The sequence below is a fragment of the Bacillus suaedaesalsae genome (assembly GCF_016890225.1).
GTDB lineage: Bacteria > Bacillota > Bacilli > Bacillales > SA4 > Bacillus_BS > Bacillus_BS suaedaesalsae.
The window spans coordinates 31450-52072 of record NZ_JAFELM010000017.1 but is presented as its reverse complement, the minus strand read 5'-3'; the positions used below and the strand labels follow the sequence as shown (position 1 = coordinate 52072).

The following is a 20623-nucleotide window of genomic DNA, read 5'->3' as shown; positions in this document are numbered from 1 at the left end:
CTCCCTCTATATAGAAAGGTAAATCTCTCGATTTCTCGTTTTTTCTCACGATTTCATAGTCATCCATATTTAATAGACTTTAATAACATGGGATAAAGTTGTATTTTAGTTAAATTTTGGAGTTGAGAAGCAAAAAAGACTGTAGGTACCCAAGCCACCTTAATCCAAAAGGTGGAAATCCAGTTAAAGTATGGTCGCACTGGTGGATGTCTACATTTCTCATGGAGGTCAACCCTCCCATATCTCACAGAGTCTATGCTCCAAAATTCCTTCGTCCAACCTTTCCATGAGGTAGATGTCAGTTATGCTTCCCGACAGGATCTATGTCCGTATTTTAGTTGTTTTACTGACTAATCCGTGCTTCAAATGTCTATTAATTATTGAGATTAACTACTATAAAAGCATGATTTATACGTTATATCGAGAATTCTAAGCTACTTTTGGCAATTCAGCCATATGAGGAATATCCTTCAACATTCTTTCTTCACTAAACACAAATTGTTTCTTACCTATTGCAAATAACACTCGTATCAATTTATTACATAAAGCGATCAGTGACTGCATCTTTTTTAATGGATTATCAGGTCGCTTTGTATAGTATTCATGTAAGGCTTTAAAAGCAGAATTCTTAGCTACAAGGGGCATAATGACTCTAAACAAAAGGGCTCTTAGGTTTCTCCTGCCTCTTTTGGTTATTCTGGTTTGTCCCTTATGTTTTCCTGATGTGTGTTCCATCAAGCTTAATCCTGCAAGTTTAATGATTTGCCTTGGATGTGAGTAATAACGTAAATCTCCAATCTCTGCAAAGAACCCAGCTATCGTATCTTTTCCTATCCCAGTAATCGCTAGCATTTGGTGCACTCCTGGTATTTGTTCTAATAGCTCGTCCCTTTTAACCTCTAGTTGTTCAAACTTTTTAGTAATGAGTTCATACTTATCTAACAACGTGCTTAACTCTAATTTGGCCAAATCTGAACCCTCACGGATTCCGATTGAAACGCCGGCCACCTTCTTTAATTCTTTTATTCTACTTATACCCACTGCACGTTTTGCAGCTTTCCTAATATGAGCTAATAACTCTTGATCAGGGAGTTCAGCTAACTCATGTGGTAGTAGATTTAGCTTTAATATTTGTAGAGCAGAAAGCCCCTCCCAATCTTTAAAGACTGTTAGGAATTCAGGGAAATATCGGTCAATCCAATTGTGAATTTGCCCTTGTACCGCTTGTAGGTCGACGGATAATTGATCGCGTATTTTTCTAGCGATTCTAAGATCGGCATATATTCCTTCTGGAATATTAGGTTCAGCGTATCTTCCGTCTTTCACTAATTGGGCAATGACCTTTGCATCTTTCACATCATTCTTAGTTGGGGAATTATCATCTAATTCCTTTGTCTTCTTAACATGAGCTGGATTGACAACTACTAACTTGAAGTCAGTACCCTTTAGATAATGGGCTAAATTTAGCCAGTAGTGTCCAGTAGGTTCAACACCAATGATTACTTTATTCATGTTTTGTTGATCCTGTATCTCTTTAATCCATTCAACAAATCTATCAAAACTATCTCTCGCATTTCCAAAGTATAGAGGTTTACCAAACTCCAAACCTCTATAGTCCTGCGCACGAGCTACGTGCTTGAATTTCGCAATATCAACACCTATAATTAGTGTTTGAGAAGTAATTTGAGCAATCTTATTATTTTGGTTATAATTCATTTTGAAAGCCTCCTGGAATATATGATTTGTCCTTTTTGCCGGCAAGCTTAGGACACTTATATCATACCAAGAGGTTATTTTTATGTTCAAATGCCATTTTTAATCATTACAGGAATGCTTCCTAAAATTGTACCAGGTAATATTGCTTGTCCTATCAAACTGTTACTGCTGGCTTTCTTCAAATAAATAACTAATGAGATATGAACTTCACCAAAAAGTTTATCCTTTTGGAAATAATGGTCAATAGGGATAAATACATCGTTTGGCGTTGTACTATTAATTGATGCTAGAGGGATTACACCTCTCTGAGATGATTGCTTTGACAACCATTGCAATGCAATTCCTAATACTGCATCATTATTAACTAATTGTGAAGCACCAAACAAACTAGAGGGATTCCCTATCAAAACATTTCCAGAGATACCAAATCCATTTTCTACATAATCCCAGCTATCATCGTCATTACTCAATAGAGTCTTAAAGTCATAATCCTCCTTTTGAGTCAGGCTATGCTTTAAATCATAAACATCTTTATAATAGAACTGAAAATCTAGTTTTACATTTAACAACTCTTCCATACTCTCATCATAAAGTCGATTCATGCTTAACTTATTAGCCATTAACTTCACTTCCCTCTTGCTTCATTAAAATTTCGACTTGTACATGAGGATCTAAGCAAGTTAATTCTAAAATACCTAAACATTCAACAGCCTTGTCTATTTTTTCTATACGGAATGCATGAGACACTTTTCTTCCACTTTGTACAGCCTGTAAATTACCAAATATTTCATCCTTATTCGGTATGGAAATGTGCTTAACTTGTGCAGGGAATGGTGTTCCTACACTATCTTCTGATTCCCAATCTGTTGCAGAGATTTTCCCACCTTCAGAGGCAATAAATAGTTCTATTGTAAATAATCTAACATTTTTAGCTAATTTCAATTGAAAATGAACTTCTAAAACACCAGAATCTAAGTATTTTTGAGATACAATCGAAAAACTGTTAACCCGATTACCTTTAATAGTTGGTGTATTCGGCCTCGTACCTCCAGCTCTATTACGGCTAGAAGCACGGCGACCAAATCCAGTTGGTGGTAGTAGCATTTTACCGACGTTACGTGCTAATTTGTTCATACTTTGCTTTTCTTTTATTTCTTCTTTATGTTCAAAAGAAGCTTTAATTTTCCTACGGACCTGCGAACGAATTTTATCAACTATGTCTAGCGGCTTACTCTTTATAATAATATCTGTCCAAGAAGTATGATCAGCCATTTCACTTTTACGCAAATATGCTTCTAAATCAAAAACATCATCGTCAGGATTAAGTAATTTTGTATCAGAATTTGGAACAAATATAGCCACAAGATATTCATGATCTTCAGTTGTGACAAGTCCTTTGCACCATTCACCATCAGTTGCATAATTTACAATCATACCTGGCTTTCTTACATATGCTATCAACGGTGCATTTTGCTCACCTTTTGGATTTTTTTGATTAACACATGTAAATGGACTAGGCACATTTAGTGGTGCCAACATATCTAATTCCTTTTTGGTGAATTTTTTATATGCTACTCGCCCCGCGTTATTTGCTTTATTGTGTTCAAAATAATTACGAATTTGAATATCATTTACAAAATAACGATTTGATTTACCACCAAACACAGCTGTGTTATACATTAGTTGTAGTTCAATAAATAATGGTAGGAAATCATCCTTCTCCAGCCTTTCGCCATTGACATGACCGTCTAGATATTTACCATATCTATATTTTTCATTTGCTAAGCGCGGTGCGTACCACCGTTGCATTGCAACACGAATGTAATCAGCTACATTATATTCCCACGGTTTAGTTTCAGTTGGATTTATTTCGTGCTTAATAAGCAACTGATTTTCATTGATGAATGGAATAATGATTTTTGTCCCTAGACGACCAACCTCATATGGCTCAATAGATAATGATTTTAATATTTCACGGATCATATCTTGATCTGTTATTGGAATTGTTTCATCACTACTTGGCTCTACACGTTGTCCCCACCAAGCAATCCCACTCGGTACTTTTCCATTAGATTTTGGGATAATCGTTTCTTTCAACTTCTCATTTTCTACTAAAGTTACCGCTAAACGATGCTCATACTGACCGTTATCATTTAAAATATGAGAATAGTAAACTACCAAACCAATTCCTACACGAAAATAAACAGTTTTACCTAATCCCCAGGAACCACCAGCACCTGGGGTTTCCTGGGCCATACTTATCCCATAAATCAGTTTAAAAATATTGCCGTTTGGTGAATTTCTAAAATCTAGAGAGCCCGTCAATCCAGTAGTGTTCGCGTCTTCAATATATAATGCCTTCTGTGGCGTATCCCCAAACTTTTCTATTAATCTTTCTGTAATTCCATCCAAATGCTTAGCGAAATTTGAGACATTAATATCCTTGATGCCAATGTCAACATAAACAGAATTGTGCCCTTCAACACTAATCCCCGCATCCAAACTGTTTTGAATAGCTTCTCGTACAAGTAAGTCTAAAATGGGTAAATCGTTATTTTGAATTAGTTTTAATAATGAATTACCAGATTGGGACATCTTCCCAAACTCTGCAATCTCGATATGCATTATCCCTTTCCTTCTTCCGTTTCAGATTCACCCATAGGATTTTCAATTCGAATCGTCAATTTAGTCGCTAAATTTCTACCGGAACGATAACCTGGAACAAATAAACTAACACCAATTAAATCTTCGGAAGCATTTAGACTATAACGTTTATTAGCTTCTTTTGTATTTGGCTTATGCTCTTTTTTATATTTTGAGTCCTTGTCAATCCGATATAACAGTAGTTGAGGTGTTAAACCAAGACCAGCAGCTTTACGAATTTCATTGACAATACTTTTCTTTGGTTGTTTTTGTTCAATTTCTTCCTGTTGATCCTCGTTTCTTGTACGATCTTCTTTGCTAGATTGCGTAGCCTTTAAATCCTTTGGGAGTAAATCGTACATCTCTTTAGTCATATCTGCATATAAATCTGTTGGAGCTCGTAGTACACCTATATTAATTTTATCACCAGTTTCTGAACCACGACGACTACGTGTAATAAGCCCTACACCGTGTTCACCAACTATCCATTGATTACGCTCATTATTATCCAGTTCACCACTTCCAGATAACACTACATTCCAATTCGTAAAACCAGCTTCCAATTCTTTCTTTTGGTACCATGTAAAGAAAGCATCTATATTTGAGAATTCGCTGTGTTCACTAAATTTGAATCTACCAAAAAAGTTTTCCATAATTTCTGAGAATGGAACATCTTCCCAATATAGACCACGATTATTTCGAGTTATTTTAGGCGTTCCTAATTGAGTTAAAAAGTTTTCGGTTACTTCGATATTTTGCCTTTGAATAGTTGCGTCATCTTCAAAAAGAATCGTTTGACTAGACGTCCCAGAGAAATCTAAATCGATTGCTTCAGCATTTTGCATGCGATTTTTTGCAGTAACACGTAGCCATGATAATTTTGGTGAATTTTTAATTTTTGGTCCATATTCGTTAGCATCCATTCCTTCTAGAATATATGTTTCAATATCTTCACGTAATTCTTCTTCAAGGGTGGCCATAAACCTAAATTTTGACTCTGTATCAGTTGTTAACCAAATGCGAGGTAACATTTCATATCCTTTACGATAACCAAAGAAACGCCCCATTTGTAGTAGTGTATCCGCTTGTGATGTCGTACGTAGGAAATATGTGCTCACTAATCCTTCAATTGTTAATCCACGAGATAATGTACTTCCTCCAATTACTATAAATGCTGGAGCAGGAGCTGGGTAATTTGGTAAACTAGGGTCAGGATAAGCTAAACGGACATGCTCTAATTCATCATTGATACCATTATTTGCACAGTTATCAATACATAAATGTAGACCTTCATGGTAGTCCAAACGTCTTGACTCTTCTAATACATTAATGTGAGTAGGTTGTCGGTGGATTAACCGTTTAAGCTCTTCTTCAATTTTTTCAAATGGTGGATATTCTTTTACATCCTCTTTATTTGGATACACCTCAAATTCCATATCGAAGTCTTCTTTTGTAAACTTTTTCTTCTCTTTATCATAAAGAATTCTGCATGCCTCAATTATTTCTGATTTAGGTTTACTTCGAAAATATCCATTAATTAAATCAGCAAAAATTTGATGATGTAATTGTTTTTGGCTTGTATGAACAAGCATACTAATAGGTTTCTTATATTTTCTATAGCGCATTATCGAGGTCGCTAATAAAAACCAGTGAAGTGAATCTTCAAATGATTGGGGCAAATAGGATTCCTCACCAATATGAATACTATTTACTAAATCTCGATCACTTGTAGTTATTTCACGTACTATTGGTATTCCACGGAAATATTCATCATTTTCTAAGCCGAAAATTTGTTTTGCACCAAAATATTCTTTAGCAGGATTTAATACTGCAACAAAATCACGAGGATAAAGAGATTCTTCAGTAGCTTCATTTAGGAAGTTCGCATAAGGTGTAGCAGTGTAACTTATATAATTCAAACCTAATGGTTTCGCACCATCATTTGCTTGTATTTGCACTAATTCTACAATAGCTTTATTCAATGCTGTGCGTTCTGCTAAGGAATCATTGACATCATTTGTGTTTATTCCACCTTGGTCTGATTCATCATCAATTATTAAGATACGCATTTGCGACAGTTTTTTCCCATCTTCTTTTAACCATAGAATTAAATCATTTAATCGTGTTTTATTTTTCAAACAAACATTTAAATAACGTTCACGAGAACCTTTATTTAATACAAGGTTGCTAACTTTATGAGAAGAACCAGGCTTTAATGACAGCTTACTTAAACGTTCCCAAGATAGATTACCCGATGTTTTTAAATCATTCATTAGTCGTTCTTCTGTTTGCTTTCGCAAATTTTCAATTGTCCCAGACAAAACTATGAATAAATTAAACTCCCAATCCGCAGCCATAGCCATTAATGCAGCCATACTTGCAGTTTTACCTGATTGCACATGACCTATAGTTAAACCCTTTATGGGATTTTCAGTCTCTACACGAAGCTTTCTCAAAATACTAATTGTTGTATTTTCAATATCCTTTACAGATTCAGTTGTCCAGCCTTGTCTAATTAATCTATTCTTATATAATTGCCAGCTACTGCTCGTACTACTTGGGATCGTCAAATCATTATCTTGACGACGACTTAAAATACGATTATTTGCGATTTTCTCCTCTATCATTTGTTCACGCTCTGCTGTTTCACGTAAAAAATCTACAATTGCTAACCAAAGAGTTGAATTCAAATCTTCGGGAATCATATCATCTTCTTGTAATTGCTCAAGTTTATTTTGTAATCCTTCTTCATCCTGTTTACCGTAATATTTTATAAAATCCCAGTCACGGCCTCTAGTACGCAACTTTTCGATTGCCATTCGATGATCATCAAACTTAGGTGATAAAAAATCAATTTGGTTCATCATGTTTATAAGCATATAACCCCACCTCATTCCAAATAATAAAAATTTAACTATTCTAATTTTATCATATTAAAATAGTAATAAAAGAGAATTAAGCTACTTATCACCTATATTCTAAGAATATTCTCCTATTTTTTCTAAAGTGATACTAGTAAAAAACCCCCTTTATTTGATTTATTCAAGCACATTACTTTTTTTATTTTACATTCCATCTCTGCTATATAATTAAACACTAATAAAATAAAGTCGTTTATTATATTTGTCTAATAAAACAAAAAACTGTTATCCATATTGATAACAGTTTTAAACTAGATAAACTTTTTTTATGATAAAAAACTGTAACAAGAATTCACTTAAATTATTTTATTTCACTTATTTCATTCTTCCATATTCCATGTTTTTATTAACTCAATATCACAGTATCTACAAATATATACTGCGAAAGTGTACTCTTCTTCTAACTCATTTTCACCGTTCCAAGACATATTAGTATTACATTCTGAGCATTTATAACTTCCTTCCATTTTACTACCCCCACAATATATGATACTAATTTCTATTCATTTATCTAACATAATATAATTAATACTTTACTATTTAATTAATATTAATATAAAATAAGAACATAGGTTCTAATAAAGCCGGATGATATACCGGATGAACAATTGAAAAAGTTGTGTTATAATGTCGAAATGAGGTGAAAGCAAAATGATAAAATTAGCAACTGTATTTAGTGGAATTGGAGCAATTGAACAAGCCCTAGTAAAGAAGAATATTCCACATGAATTAGTATTTGCAAGTGATAATGGAAACATTAACGTGAAGGCATCCGAAGAGGAAATTCGCGAACAAATTATTGGTTTAGACTTTCAAAAAACAAAACAATATATTGATAACCTATACAAATCTACTGGTAAGGTAAATCATGTAGAAGAAAGCTATTTTGCCAATTATGAGATTACGAAAGATCGATTTTTCCAGGATGTTAGATTCCTTGATGGTACATACTTTACCGATCAAGTAGATCTTTTTGTTGGTGGAAGCCCTTGTCAAAGCTTTTCCATTAATGGAAAAAAGGGTGGCTTAGATGACGCTAGAGGTACTCTCTTCTATGAATATGCTAGATTGGTACAAGAAATCCAGCCAAAAGTATTTATCTATGAAAATGTTCCTCATATCTTAAAGCATGATGGCGGAAAGACATGGGAAGTCATTACCAGCATATTTGATAGTTTAAACTATGAATGGCATGTAGATGTATTAAACGCGAGAGATTTTAATCTTCCTCAAAATCGTCGAAGAGTTTTTGTCGTAGGATTTAGAAAAGACTTGAAGATGGATATGTTCTCATTCCCACAAAAGTCTATACTTACGAAGACCGTAGAAGATTTTCTTGAACCGGTAATTGACGATAAATATTATTTACCTGAAAAAGGATTCGGCTACACAACAAATCCAAAAAATAAAAAGCGTGTAAGCGTTAATGCAGAGGTATCTAGATGCCAAGCAGCAAATCAACAATTTAACTGGTGCGGAGACTTTAGATTTGAGTCACCAAAACCACAACATTACCAAGATCCAAAAATATTTGTTGGTGAATTCGAAGGTATAGAAGGCGTTGTTAGAAAGTTAACTCCTAGAGAATGTTTACGTTTAATGGGCTTTTCTGATGATTTTAATATTGTTGTTCCTGACCAACAGCTTTATATGCAATCTGGTAATTCAATTGCAGTCCCTGTATTGGAAGCCATTATCGATCAAATCACAATGACAGGAGTTTTTGAAAAAGATGTTACGTATAGCCTCAGTATTTAGTGGTATTGGTTCAGTTGAATATGCATTAAAAAGACTAAATATCCCTCATGAAATCATTTTTGCTTGTGATAACGGAGATATTGAATTAAAGGATATAGATGAACACGGTCTTAGAAATAAAATAATGAATACAAAAGATCCAAAAGAAAAGAAAAAACTTGTGGATGATCTATATGCTGCAAGTCGAAAGACAAACTTTGTTAAACAAACGTATTTTGAAAACTATCCTATTACAGAGGATAAATGGCACAATGATGTAAAATTTATTGATGGAACACAATATAAAGGTAAAGTAGATCTATTTGTTGGAGGAAGTCCCTGTCAAAGCTTCTCAATTATGGGATATCAAAAAGGACTTGAAGATACTAGAGGTACACTGTTCTATGATTTTGCTAGACTTGTAGACCAAATTGAACCTAAAGTCTTTATCTATGAAAATGTTCAAGGGCTAACCAAGCATGATAAAGGAAATACTTGGGAAGTTGTGAGTGGAGTCTTTCACTCATTAGGCTATAAGATTTATGATAAAGTCCTTGACTCAGCTGATTTTGGAATACCACAGAAACGTCGTCGAATCTTCGTCATTGGCTTTAAAAATGATAATGCAGAATTCGAATTTCCAAATCCAGTAGACTTACCTTTTACGTTGCAGGATTTTCTGATTGATTCAACGAAAGAAGGTAATTTTACATTAGATGATGCAGGATCAATTCAGTTAACAAAAGAACCTGAAGTTGTTCATGACAAATACTATCTTTCTGAAAAGGTTTTAGCTCATGTTATGTCTACAGGTACGAAAGGTTATTATACGAAGCCAGAGATTGATTTAAAAATTGCACGTCCCCTACTCTCTACAATGCATAAAATGCATCGAGCGGGTGTAGATAACTATGTTACGACCAATAATAAAGTACGTAAATTAACTCCAAGAGAATGTTTCCGATTAATGGGTTATGACGATACTTATAAGATTGTGGTTTCTGATACACAAGCATATAGACAAGCCGGTAATTCAATTGTAGTAGATGTATTTATTCATCTTTTAAAATCTATAAATAAAGCCGAAAAACTATTTTAGAGAGTGATGATGAACTATGGCAAAACCAACACAATGGGCAATTGACCGTAACTTTAACTTCACACGTGACAAACAAGAGAAAATTAAGGATTTTTTAACGATTTATAAGGAACTAAAAGCTGATCAATCCAATTTTGAAGAAATCAGACTTTCCTTAGTGGAAAAAGGAATCATTGTAGCAAGAGAAAATGCTTTAAAGCAATCTGTCTTAACGGGATATAGAAGCCATGGATTGGTGGCAGGTGACTTTGTAACAGAGGTTGCCAAGCTATACCTAGATGAAGAGCTCACGTATGATGAGCTTTTCATTCTACAACTATTTAAAAAACAATACAAACAAGCTGAAAGTTATCATATAAGACCTTTAATGGTGACGTTATTGGTTCTTTCCTTATTAAATGAGAAAAACCCAAGACTATCATGGATTGATGCCTATGATTACTTTGAGTATCTCATTAAAATCAAAGATTATTCTGAGATTAATGAACAGTTAATCAATGACATCATCACTAAAAAACAGCAAATGTCCCCTACAGAAAGAAGATTACGTGAAATAACTGATTATGATATATGGCAGAATTTATTTACGACACTCTCTTTATTCAATAATATTGAAAACGGATACCAGCGTGCTTTTCGTTTAAACGAAAATGCCAAACCACTTATAGAATTTTTACTAATTAATCATGATAAAGCAGCGCTTTGTCTCGAAAAACGAGATTGGGGTAACTATTATGGTGCGCTTGATGGAGGATTAATGGATACATTACCTGCTGTAGAACTTGGAACTATTAATATACCAGAAATACTAAAGGAATATCATGGGGAATTATTAAGGGAGTTTCTTTTTGACAAAGGATCATCCTTTAGAAAGATAGAATCTGATGTATTCCCTGGATTTGATAATGAATCACCAATGCAAGGTTTCCTTTCGAAGTATATCATTGATTCTTATGGTCTTAAAAAAGAACATAAGGGGATTTTTGAACCATTTATAGGATTAGAAAACCTTTTGTTATTGAATAAAGATTACCAACATTTAAATCATATTTTCCGTACAATCTTCCCTGATAGATTTGATGGAATTACATACGAAATTAAAGAAGAAACAGATATGGTAGCAGAGAATACGATTATTTATGGAGCTCCAGGTACAGGAAAAAGTCATACAGTACGAAAGAAATATGAAATCCCTGTAGATATGGAGACAAGTCGCGTTACCTTCCACCCAGAATATACGTACAATGATTTTATTGGCTATATTAAACCAATTGTTAAGAATGAAACGATTTCATATGAATTTTATCCTGGACCGTTTACAAAAATCTTGCGAGATGCTCATCTTAATAAACATAAAAAATATAGTCTCATTATTGAGGAAATAAACAGGGCTAATGCCCCAGCTGTATTTGGAGATGTATTCCAATTACTAGATCGAAATGAAAATGGGGAAAGTACGTACCACATCACAAATGCTGACATTGCTAAGTATGTATTCAACGATTCAAACCGAGAAATCATTATTCCTAACAACTTAAATATTATTGCTACGATGAATACTTCTGATCAAAATGTTTTCATTATGGATACAGCCTTTAAGAGAAGATGGGGATTTGAATTCTTACCAATTAACTTTGAAGAATGTAAATACAAGGATGAAACCATTGCAGGCACTTCAGTTTCATGGAGACAATTCGGAGAAGGCTTAAATAAGTTTTTAATGGATGTAAATAGTGAAAATGTCTTTATCTCAGAAGACAAACTTGTTGGACCTTGGTTCATTAGTGAAAACGATATTAAGGATAACGAAAAGTTTGCCTATAAAATGATTGCCTATTTATGGGACGATGTTTTAAAACACGATCGTAACATCTTATTTAAGGATCATTTAAAGACATTATTTGAAACGATTCATGCATTTAAAACAATGGGTATAAATGATGTTTTCAAAGAAGTTTTTCTTGGATATCTATTTGTAGATGCCAACAAGGATGATGAAGAAATGACGGAGGATGTGCAATAGTTATTCGATGAATACATTATTAGTAGAAACATACAGTGAATATGAACTTAAGGATAGCAATATTGGCATCGAGATCATCAAGGGGAAACCGAGAATTATCTTTCCAAGGGGGTTTGAGTTTAATCAAACCTCCCCTTCCCTTCTTCGAAAGGAAATCATTACACTTATCTCTGTTCTAGAAAAGTACAAAAAGAAACTCCTCCAAAATAATATTGAGGAAAAGAATCAAAAGCTTCTTGATAACTTTGGAGATCAATTTCAATTTAAAACATACCTATGGTTACTTCGAGATTATATGGAGCATGGATATTTTGTTGAAACAGAGCGTTTCTACAAGGATGCAAAGAGTGGCAAAATTGACTTTGCACGTACAATAAAAAAACATAAGCCCTATCTGTCTGGTAAAAACATAGTGTACACAGATTTTGTGGTTTCTCAAAAAAGAACAGACGTAAATAGTGCCATCAATCTAATCCATCGATATACAATAGAAAAATCCTATAACAATGCAGGATGGCTTTTCGGAAATATCCAACTAGAACGGAATATTAGACTAACTTTCAGTAAAAACGAGGCATTATCAATAATTAACAAGGAGCTCTCCTCTACTTTTCAAGATCGTAAAAGGAACCTCCTTAATAACTTAAAGCAATTCTTCTTAGGTAACGATTTAGAAGGAAAAGAAACAGCGAAGGAATTAAAAGCAAAAAACTTTGAGCATGTTTGGGAAGAAATGCTTCGTGTCATTTACGGCAACCAAGACAACGAGCTATATAATTCCAAATCAACGTGGTTTAAACCCACTGGCGGAAAAATTAAAACAAACGCAAATACCATGCCCGATATTATCTATAAACTAGAAAATAAAGCCTATGTATTGGATGCCAAATATTATGGTTATTGGTTCGATGGCTATGGACTACCAGGTACATCAGACATTAACAAACAAATTGGCTATTCCCAAGCAATCGTTCGAAATGGTCACGCAGACGAAGCAGTGGATGCATTCCTACTACCTTATCAAAATGAACGTGATCTCATTCAATACTTTGGAGCTGCCAAAAGTGAGATTAGTCCAGATGATAAAGTACACGGAATATTTGTAGATATTCGTTCGATTATGGAACTTTATTTGAAAAGAACTTCATACGATCAATATCGAGATGAATTAATTGCTTTGATTGATCAGTATGAGTAGTTTGATATAGCAAATTGTTTCCACTCAAAAAGAAGAAACTCTCTAATGTGATTGAGAGTTTCTTCTTTTTCCTTTATAAAATTTTAATAGTCTGATTAATATAGACGCTAGAAATAATTTCAACTTTGTTTATCTTTTTCTCTATTTCAAAATTCAAACAACTATTAGTTTGCTATATATTTGCCTTTCAATAATTAAATTCCATATGCCATCATTCATTATTCGTACAAATGTTATCTTTGGATGATTTGATTTGCGAATCTGTCCAAATTTACTAATAATTTTGAATGTTCTCTAACCTCTTCGATTTACAGCAATCACGGAACCCCTGCTTTAATTTAACCTAAAGCATAAAAATTAACATAAGATTATGCGGAGCACGTATTTTTTGTTATGTTGGCTATACTATTTCTTAAAATTCCAATATTCCTACATTTTTCTCCTTTAGAGTATTCACCTATTAAAATTTAATTTATGCAGATTTTCTAATCTTTTCTTCCATACTACAAATTTCATAAAGTTGCGTCGATCGCCTGTGTGAATAAGCTTTTGAAGATCATCTTCTATCTTATTACATACAATATGAACTATGATTACAGGTTGGCCCCCAAATCATAGTTTTTTTCATAATAACATATTCAAATGACCTAGTAAAAAAAGCAAAGTTATCTAGGTTTATTTGTCATACCTAAAATTGTAAACCCCCAAAACTTGGTGTATCTAAATACCTCTTTATCGTAAAAATCTCCTAAGTATCTCAAAAAAGTATTGACTAAACGTAAGAAAAGACTGTATCACGAATGTTACTATTGATACAGTCTTCCTTATTATATTTCGACTGGAATTTTAGCTTTATCATTAGCTTCAGTTAACTTTTTGTATACTAACCAATCATAAAATCTAACCTATATATCTCCTCGAAAAACCAGATCCAATAAATAGGAATGGTGCAGAGTCAAATTTTTTAAGATGTTCAGTTAAATGTTTTTCAATATCACCCATTAGTAAACTCCCTTTCTAGTAAGATATTATTCATTTTAATTGAGACTCACATAACCACACTTAGTTTTATTTGCTTCCTTTAGTCTTTATAATTGGATATAAATATTTATCTATAAACTATTAGGAATTTTCAGTAATTATTTTTCACTATACCAATAAAATCCAATTAGTGATAGATATTCGTACAAATTAGACTTAGGATAGAGGAAAAGCATTTTAGCTTGATAAAGAAAGTAATTTTTATATGAGAAACTTTTCTTTCTAAGCCCCTTTAGATTTCAATTACTCTTCAAGGCTTGGTTCATATTTTTTTTCAAATAGTATTTATAAACAGTATTTATTTAAAAAACCGCTAAACCATAAAAAATACAATTTAATAGAAAAAGATTAAGAGAAATATACAACTTCTCTATTCTTTGCCTATTAGCAGTTTGAATTAATATGCCCAAACATTATTTAATGCTAGAATAATATGGATTTCCTAAAATAAAGAAAATTCGGAGGGATTTTATGAGTTTAAACGTTGTGGTATTAAATGGAGTGTCTTATCAAGAAATTGATAAGATCACGGCTAACATCCGAGATTCTTTTGTTGATTCAGAGAATAAGTTAGTTACTCCTTCTAATGCAGGTAAGATTAGTCCTTCATCAGGCGAAACAAGGCTTTACGTTGGTTCAGAAATACATATAAAACGAACTGGATTTTTTACAAATTTTTATAACACCATTTATTATCGCGGAAGAGATAGAGATGCACTTCCTGCTAACATTTGTTTCTTCTCAAAAAAAAATTTAAATGAATACTTAATTAGCGCAGGATTAGAATATCATGCTCCTACCCAAAACTATTTTTATACCATTTCTTGCAATTATAGTAGAAACTTACAACTTATTAGATCACTTCCAGATGATTATGTTCCTTTTACACTATTTCATCATGATGGTCAACAAGACCAGGAGCGCTTTTATGTAAATTCACGTGACGAGATTTGGAGTATATTCAGAAAGGTATCATTGCCTATCATTACTTCTGTTACGGTTTACAAAATGGTTGATTCAAATAGTAACATTATTTATTACTTTGAAGTAAATCTACATGACAAGTTCAAATCTCTATTGAGTCCTAAAAATTATATGAGAACAATGAGAGAAATCAACCGTTTGAATATCTCGGAAACAGAGAAAAAGGCATTAGTGAATGCAAGAAATGGACAAGGGGTATACAAAAATGCTCTTTTACAAACTATGATGCAATGTCCTTTTACTGATATTAGCGAACGGTTCCTTTTAAGAGCAAGTCATATTAAACCTTGGGCAGAATCGGATAATACTGAAAGGTTGGATGGATATAACGGCTTATTACTATCTCCTACATACGATGTATTATTTGATAGAGGGATGATTTCGTTTGAGAATAATGGAAAATTACTAGTTTCACCCCTATTATCTGTGGATACAAGAGAGAAGCTGAATTTAGGCGAAGGACAATTTTATCATATTGCTAATGCACATGGATTTAGAAATCAATATTTAGAGTATCACCGAAGATTTATCTTTAAGAATGAGACAATCACAATTTAATACTTGATGAATTATACACTAATAAAAGACTAAAACAATTGTTAGTCTTTTATTGGTTTTTAAAATTACGTTTTAAATTATTTTTACAATTAGATTTGTCGATACAACTTCTTTTAAGTTCAATTAACAACCGTGATCAACCCTAATTTTTCCGTTATTATTTCTTCAATTCACATTCTCCCAATCAATCCAAAATAGTAACACCACCTAAACTATTAAAATACTTTCATTAGGTTTCTGTATTTTCCTACATTTGAGTATTCTTTTGGATTCATCTTAGATAATAATGAAAGAATGGCTTCTGTAATATTTACATTTCGAGAAAAACTGCTTTCTAATAGGTTTTGTGCTATGTCCTGTGTTGTAAACAATATCCTTGTTAGCTCATAGGGGTCAGTTCTATTATTATCCTTAGTTATTCGGCAGCCCACTATAATCTTGGGATACCATTTCTAGTAAATCTTCTTGGACTTCAGCTCTCCCTAACGTGTTGTTCCACCTTTTTGCTTGAATATAGATGGTATCCAATCCTAATTTATCTTCTTTAATTATTCCATCAATCCCCTCATCTCCTCTTCTTCCAATGGCTTGTCCAGCATCACCGTACCCTATCGCAAGTAATAGATCCACGAAAAGTTTTTCAAAGAATTCGGGTGAACAATTCTTAATCAAACTAAGTAATTCTGTAGAGAGTTCCCCACGCAAACGGTGGTAGCTCTTTTCTATTATTTCTTCTGGAGTATCATTTTCTGTAATCTCATATACTGTTGAAGAATTCTCACTTTCTATCTCTTTATTGGTTATGCAACTAAATTCGTTCGTTTTATCAAAGTCTCCAGGATTTACGTTTATATATCCTGGATTTGATTCTAATACTTCTAGCCCACGCTCAGTAATGACGTATTTACCTGGAGAAAGGGTAATAAGTAATCCACCATTTTCTAAATAGGACTTTCCCCATCTGACTCGGTTGTTGAACTTTCTTTCACTACCATCCTTGACTAATTCTTCTAAATCCTCATCTGTTAATTGAAGGTCCATTGGTAGTTGTTAATAAAGATCCTGTAATAAATGTTCATTCCCAACCGGTAATTTTTTTTATATTACTAACATAAGTGATTGAGTCTTTATCTATCATTTCTTTTTAGTTATGCAAAACTATCCACCGAAAATTGGTGATATAATACATAATCAATTTACGATAAAAAAGCATAAAGGCAACGATTGCCCTTACGCTTCACTTTTCCATTGAATACCATAATTTAACTATATTTTAGTCCCAACCATGAGAACCACCTTGATTTATTTATTTTCCCTCAAACTTTAGAGGCTTACTCACCCACCATACCGTCATTATCATTATCGCGCATATAGGGGTATAACCAATGATCACTCGTAATTGGCATACTGAAACCTGCTGCTTTTGCTTCTTTAATCGTCACCTGTCCATTGCCGTTTGTGTCAACACTAGAAATATCACCGTTAGTGTTTGAATTAGTTGAATCGGAAGGCTTACTGTCTGTTAAACCGAGTGATTCATTTACTTCATCAGGGTTCACATTGTCGAATGTATCAACAATCTCGTTACCCATTAAAGTATAGGTATAATGATAACTTGAAGGAATCTGTGTTTCCGTATTCGGATATGTGATAATTGCATTAAAATTAGTAGCACCACCTGCCCTACGGATGGCGTCTTCCATATAAGCTTGATCACCATGTCGGTTGAGCGTACTATTTTGGGGAGTAATATTATAAGCATTCGATACCCCTCCAAGAGAATCAGCAATAATGTGTCCTTCATCCAAAACGTCACTTTCGACACCAGGAACCTTCGCCTCATCAGAATAGTATCTGCCAGAAGATAATACAGGTTCGTTACTGTCATCTTGTATAATGATTTTGTCAGCAATGACACGTACTAGTTGCCCGTATTCATTAGTAAATGCCCAATATTCACGGTCCCCATAACCAATGTTAACGACGACGTTACGTTCACGATAACCAGACAAATCACCACCATCTACTTCAATAAGTTTATATCCTGAAAACAGTTCTTTATTTGGTTGGGTTGGTGTTTCCCCTACTACTGGTTTATCAACAACCGTAGTAGTTTCCTCTTTTTCACTTTTTTCATTTGTTTCAACTGTGGTTTCTTTTTGTACATCTGTAACGGATGGATCTTCTACGTTCGTACAGCCAACCATATAGATGGTTGTTAAAAGCAAAATTATTTTTTTCATTTTAGGTATCTCCAATAATAGGATTTTATTCAAATAAAGAATAGTACATATCATAACATGAAAACACGTTAACAATAATCTAAAGTTATTGTCACTCCTGTGAAATATTGGACTATATAGCCATTATGCGAAAGATAAATATAATCCGCTCAAAAGAAGATATTTATTGTATGGTTTATTATCCTCCATGTTAAAATTGTATAAATTAAAAAATCCGTAAGAAACTAAAGTAATCGTTTTGAATATAAGAGGGCTATATCATGACAAATAAGATAATTATTTCTACTAGAAGTAAAATCCATATGGAAGTTCATCAGAATGATTTCTTTATTAATTGGCAAGAGATACTAAAGATCTATGAGGAAGAAGGCTATTTTAATCACCTTTCAAAACAATCTGAGAAACTCATTATTACTGCACCCGAACCCATAGGAATTACATCATTGATTAACACGGAAGAGAATTCAGAGATCGTGTACGCAAAGCGGAAAGAGAGAAACCTATATACTAGGTTTGTTAAAAATAGAAAAGGCAGCATCACCCATTCCTTTGTGGTAGTCCTTAACAAAACCAGAAATAACAACAATCAATACTTATTAGTGACGATGTTTCCCGGCAATGGAGCTTATAAAGAACCTGAAGATCCTACCATCAGTACAAAACGAGAACTCATCGAGTCTTTACTTTTTTGGGAAGATCACGCGTTGGTGTTTGATGAAAGTACAATTGAGTACAGTACAATCACTCCATTCTGTCCATATAAGGATCTTTATAATGGACTTCCGATGAACAGTTTTAGAGGGCTGAAATTAAATTAAAGGGTGAACGACGTTAGGGCATTTAAGATGAAAAGCACTCACAAATGCTGATATAACAACATTCGTGAGTGCTTTACTTTTTGTACAAGTAACTCATTTTTCGAGTAGTACTGTAGTAGCTTTATTCAGCTAAATTTCCTTTTTCCTCTCCACATCCTTAACCCCAAAATATTCCCTATCAACCCGCTTAACTATAAATCTCGTATATTCCGAAACACCAAGATTATAATCAATCATGAGTTGGGTCAAACACTCTCCATCTATTAACGTAATTTTTTTATCAATAACCTGAACATATTCTTTAGCCTCATTTGTAAACTTAGACGTGGTAATAAACACACCCTTTTTTGCCCTCTGGCCCTCCAAGCTTCCTGCAAAGGCTTGGACTTCGGGTCTTCCTATCGTGTGGTTCCACCTTTTTGCCTGAATATAGATCGTATCCAATCCTAATATATCTTCTTTAATGATTCCATCAATTCCCTCATCTCCTCTTCTTCCAATTGCTTGTCCAGCATCACCGTATCCCATCGCAAGTAATAGATCCACCACAAGCTTTTCAAGGAATTCGGGTGAACATTCCTTGATCAAGCTAAGTAACTCAGCTGATAGTTCCTCACGCATTCGACGGTCACTCTTTTCTACTATTTCTTCTGGTGTATCATTTTCTGTAATCTCATAAGAAAAAGTGCAGCTCTCACTTGCCATCTCTTCGTCAGATATGGAGCTGAATTCGTTATCTTCATCAAATTCTAAAGGATATACATTGATATTGTTTGGATTTGATTCTAATACTTCAATTCCGCGCTTTGTAATGACATAGTTACCTGGTGAAACTGTTGTAAGAAACCCACCTTTTTCTAAATAAGTCTTTGCCCACCGCACCCGATTATTGAACTTACTTTCACTACCACTTGGTAAAAGTTCTTCTATGTCTTCTTTCGTTAACTGTAGGTCCTCTGCCATTTGGCGATAAAGGTCCTGTAATTTATGTTCCTTTCCGTCCTGGAGATTTTTCAATAATGGTAATGTTAGTGATTGTGAACTAGGTATTGCCACACTCTTACCTCCTTAACTAGTTTTTTATCATCTCAACTATTTGTAAAAAGCCCTGTTACATTGCTCTTACTTTCCTTCAATGTAGTTATAAAACGAAATAAGTAAGAGCTTTGAGCTACAAATGTTTTATCCCTATCATTTAGGAAGAAATGCTGCACACTGCATATCTCTTATAATCAACAATCTATTACTCGTGATCATCTTCATTGAAAATATACTCAGACCAGTCAGTAATTGTCAGTTCTGTTGTTTCTTCGTTATACCTAATAAGCTGAAGTTCCTCGATGAAACGCTTCATCAGTTTATCTACGATTTCAGGCGTAAACCTTGTACCCAATGCAATTTGTTCTTTCGTTATGTTATAAATTCCTGTTTGAATCGAATGAGGATTTGTTAATAGATATAAAAAGAAATACCTTTCCTCCGGTGTCATCTCATCTGTCACAAAAGAATTCCACCAGAAATCTGTACGTACCTTTCTTCTGTTTTCCATATGTAATCACTACCTTTTCTATGAATTTTCTTTTCATATATTTATATAGTGTTTAAACGCAAAATAAGGGTTATCATGTTTAAAACAAATGTG

General features: G+C 33.6%; 15 protein-coding genes. 6 read left to right on the top strand and 9 right to left on the bottom strand.

Annotation, left to right across the window (positions count from 1 at the left end):
• Positions 1-429: 429 nt before the first annotated feature.
• The 4 genes from JR050_RS04765 to JR050_RS04750 form a co-directional block, all read right to left on the bottom strand.
• Complete coding sequence (locus JR050_RS04765; protein ID WP_204201725.1) at positions 430-1716, bottom strand: IS110 family RNA-guided transposase; 1287 nt, start codon at positions 1714-1716, stop codon at positions 430-432.
• 86 nt (positions 1717-1802) lie between these two features.
• Positions 1803-2336, bottom strand: a complete 534-nt coding sequence (locus tag JR050_RS04760; protein ID WP_204202379.1) for a hypothetical protein — start codon at positions 2334-2336, stop codon at positions 1803-1805.
• A complete protein-coding gene (locus tag JR050_RS04755) occupies positions 2329-4341 on the bottom strand; it encodes a hypothetical protein (protein ID WP_204202378.1) in 2013 nt (670 codons plus the stop codon). The genes JR050_RS04760 and JR050_RS04755 overlap by 8 nt, the downstream gene beginning before the upstream one ends.
• Positions 4341-7238: a Z1 domain-containing protein gene (locus JR050_RS04750; RefSeq protein WP_204202377.1), complete on the bottom strand. Its 2898-nt coding sequence runs from the start codon at positions 7236-7238 to the stop codon at positions 4341-4343. The genes JR050_RS04755 and JR050_RS04750 overlap by 1 nt, the downstream gene beginning before the upstream one ends.
• A gap of 693 nt (positions 7239-7931) precedes the next feature.
• Between JR050_RS04750 and JR050_RS04745 the strand changes: the two genes are divergently transcribed.
• The 5 genes from JR050_RS04745 (at position 7932) to JR050_RS04725 (ending at position 15920) form a co-directional block, all read left to right on the top strand.
• Complete coding sequence (locus JR050_RS04745; RefSeq protein WP_204202376.1) at positions 7932-9038, top strand: DNA cytosine methyltransferase; 1107 nt, start codon at positions 7932-7934, stop codon at positions 9036-9038.
• A complete protein-coding gene (locus JR050_RS04740) occupies positions 9013-10116 on the top strand; it encodes a DNA cytosine methyltransferase (protein ID WP_204202375.1) in 1104 nt (367 codons plus the stop codon). The genes JR050_RS04745 and JR050_RS04740 overlap by 26 nt, the downstream gene beginning before the upstream one ends.
• Before the next feature lie 16 nt (positions 10117-10132).
• Positions 10133-12139 (top strand): AAA family ATPase, encoded by a 2007-nt coding sequence (locus tag JR050_RS04735; protein ID WP_204202374.1) that lies wholly within the window; start codon positions 10133-10135, stop codon positions 12137-12139.
• A 7-nt stretch (positions 12140-12146) separates the two neighbouring features.
• Complete coding sequence (locus JR050_RS04730) at positions 12147-13337, top strand: LlaJI family restriction endonuclease (protein ID WP_204202373.1); 1191 nt, start codon at positions 12147-12149, stop codon at positions 13335-13337.
• A gap of 1512 nt (positions 13338-14849) precedes the next feature.
• Positions 14850-15920 (top strand): HNH endonuclease, encoded by a 1071-nt coding sequence (locus tag JR050_RS04725; RefSeq protein ID WP_204202372.1) that lies wholly within the window; start codon positions 14850-14852, stop codon positions 15918-15920.
• A gap of 215 nt (positions 15921-16135) precedes the next feature.
• Here the strand turns inward: JR050_RS04725 and JR050_RS20765 are convergent, their stop codons facing one another.
• From JR050_RS20765 to JR050_RS04715, 3 genes are all read right to left on the bottom strand, one after another.
• Complete coding sequence (locus tag JR050_RS20765) at positions 16136-16351, bottom strand: DUF6339 family protein (RefSeq protein WP_430392854.1); 216 nt, start codon at positions 16349-16351, stop codon at positions 16136-16138.
• Positions 16332-16961 (bottom strand): restriction endonuclease, encoded by a 630-nt coding sequence (locus JR050_RS04720; protein ID WP_204202371.1) that lies wholly within the window; start codon positions 16959-16961, stop codon positions 16332-16334. The genes JR050_RS20765 and JR050_RS04720 overlap by 20 nt, the downstream gene beginning before the upstream one ends.
• A gap of 290 nt (positions 16962-17251) precedes the next feature.
• Positions 17252-18163, bottom strand: coding sequence for a DNA/RNA non-specific endonuclease (locus JR050_RS04715; RefSeq protein WP_204202370.1), 912 nt, complete (start codon positions 18161-18163; stop codon positions 17252-17254).
• Positions 18164-18423: 260 nt separating this feature from the next.
• Here JR050_RS04715 and JR050_RS04710 point away from each other — a divergent pair, with 260 nt between their 5' ends.
• A complete protein-coding gene (locus JR050_RS04710; RefSeq protein ID WP_204202369.1) occupies positions 18424-18981 on the top strand; it encodes a hypothetical protein in 558 nt (185 codons plus the stop codon).
• 129 nt (positions 18982-19110) lie between these two features.
• Here the strand turns inward: JR050_RS04710 and JR050_RS04705 are convergent, their stop codons facing one another.
• Both JR050_RS04705 and JR050_RS04700 read right to left on the bottom strand, forming a co-directional pair.
• Positions 19111-20037, bottom strand: coding sequence for a restriction endonuclease (locus JR050_RS04705; protein WP_204202368.1), 927 nt, complete (start codon positions 20035-20037; stop codon positions 19111-19113).
• Between the two features lie 187 nt (positions 20038-20224).
• Complete coding sequence (locus tag JR050_RS04700; RefSeq protein WP_204202367.1) at positions 20225-20530, bottom strand: hypothetical protein; 306 nt, start codon at positions 20528-20530, stop codon at positions 20225-20227.
• Between the last annotated feature and the right edge of the window lie 93 nt (positions 20531-20623).

Bases quoted from the DNA above. Each gene is read 5' to 3' on its own strand.
- JR050_RS04740 (WP_204202375.1), top strand. From the start codon at position 9,013: ATGTTACGTATAGCCTCAGTATTTAGTGGTATTGGTTCAGTTGAATAT.
- JR050_RS04710 (WP_204202369.1), top strand. From the start codon at position 18,424: ATGACAAATAAGATAATTATTTCTACTAGAAGTAAAATCCATATGGAA.
- JR050_RS04755 (WP_204202378.1), bottom strand. From the start codon at position 4,341: ATGCATATCGAGATTGCAGAGTTTGGGAAGATGTCCCAATCTGGTAAT.
- JR050_RS04765 (WP_204201725.1), bottom strand. From the start codon at position 1,716: ATGAATTATAACCAAAATAATAAGATTGCTCAAATTACTTCTCAAACA.
- JR050_RS04750 (WP_204202377.1), bottom strand. From the start codon at position 7,238: ATGCTTATAAACATGATGAACCAAATTGATTTTTTATCACCTAAGTTT.
- JR050_RS04725 (WP_204202372.1), top strand. From the start codon at position 14,850: ATGAGTTTAAACGTTGTGGTATTAAATGGAGTGTCTTATCAAGAAATT.
- JR050_RS04760 (WP_204202379.1), bottom strand. From the start codon at position 2,336: ATGGCTAATAAGTTAAGCATGAATCGACTTTATGATGAGAGTATGGAA.
- JR050_RS04700 (WP_204202367.1), bottom strand. From the start codon at position 20,530: ATGGAAAACAGAAGAAAGGTACGTACAGATTTCTGGTGGAATTCTTTT.
- JR050_RS04715 (WP_204202370.1), bottom strand. From the start codon at position 18,163: ATGAAAAAAATAATTTTGCTTTTAACAACCATCTATATGGTTGGCTGT.
- JR050_RS04720 (WP_204202371.1), bottom strand. From the start codon at position 16,961: ATGGACCTTCAATTAACAGATGAGGATTTAGAAGAATTAGTCAAGGAT.
- JR050_RS04735 (WP_204202374.1), top strand. From the start codon at position 10,133: ATGGCAAAACCAACACAATGGGCAATTGACCGTAACTTTAACTTCACA.
- JR050_RS04730 (WP_204202373.1), top strand. From the start codon at position 12,147: ATGAATACATTATTAGTAGAAACATACAGTGAATATGAACTTAAGGAT.
- JR050_RS04745 (WP_204202376.1), top strand. From the start codon at position 7,932: ATGATAAAATTAGCAACTGTATTTAGTGGAATTGGAGCAATTGAACAA.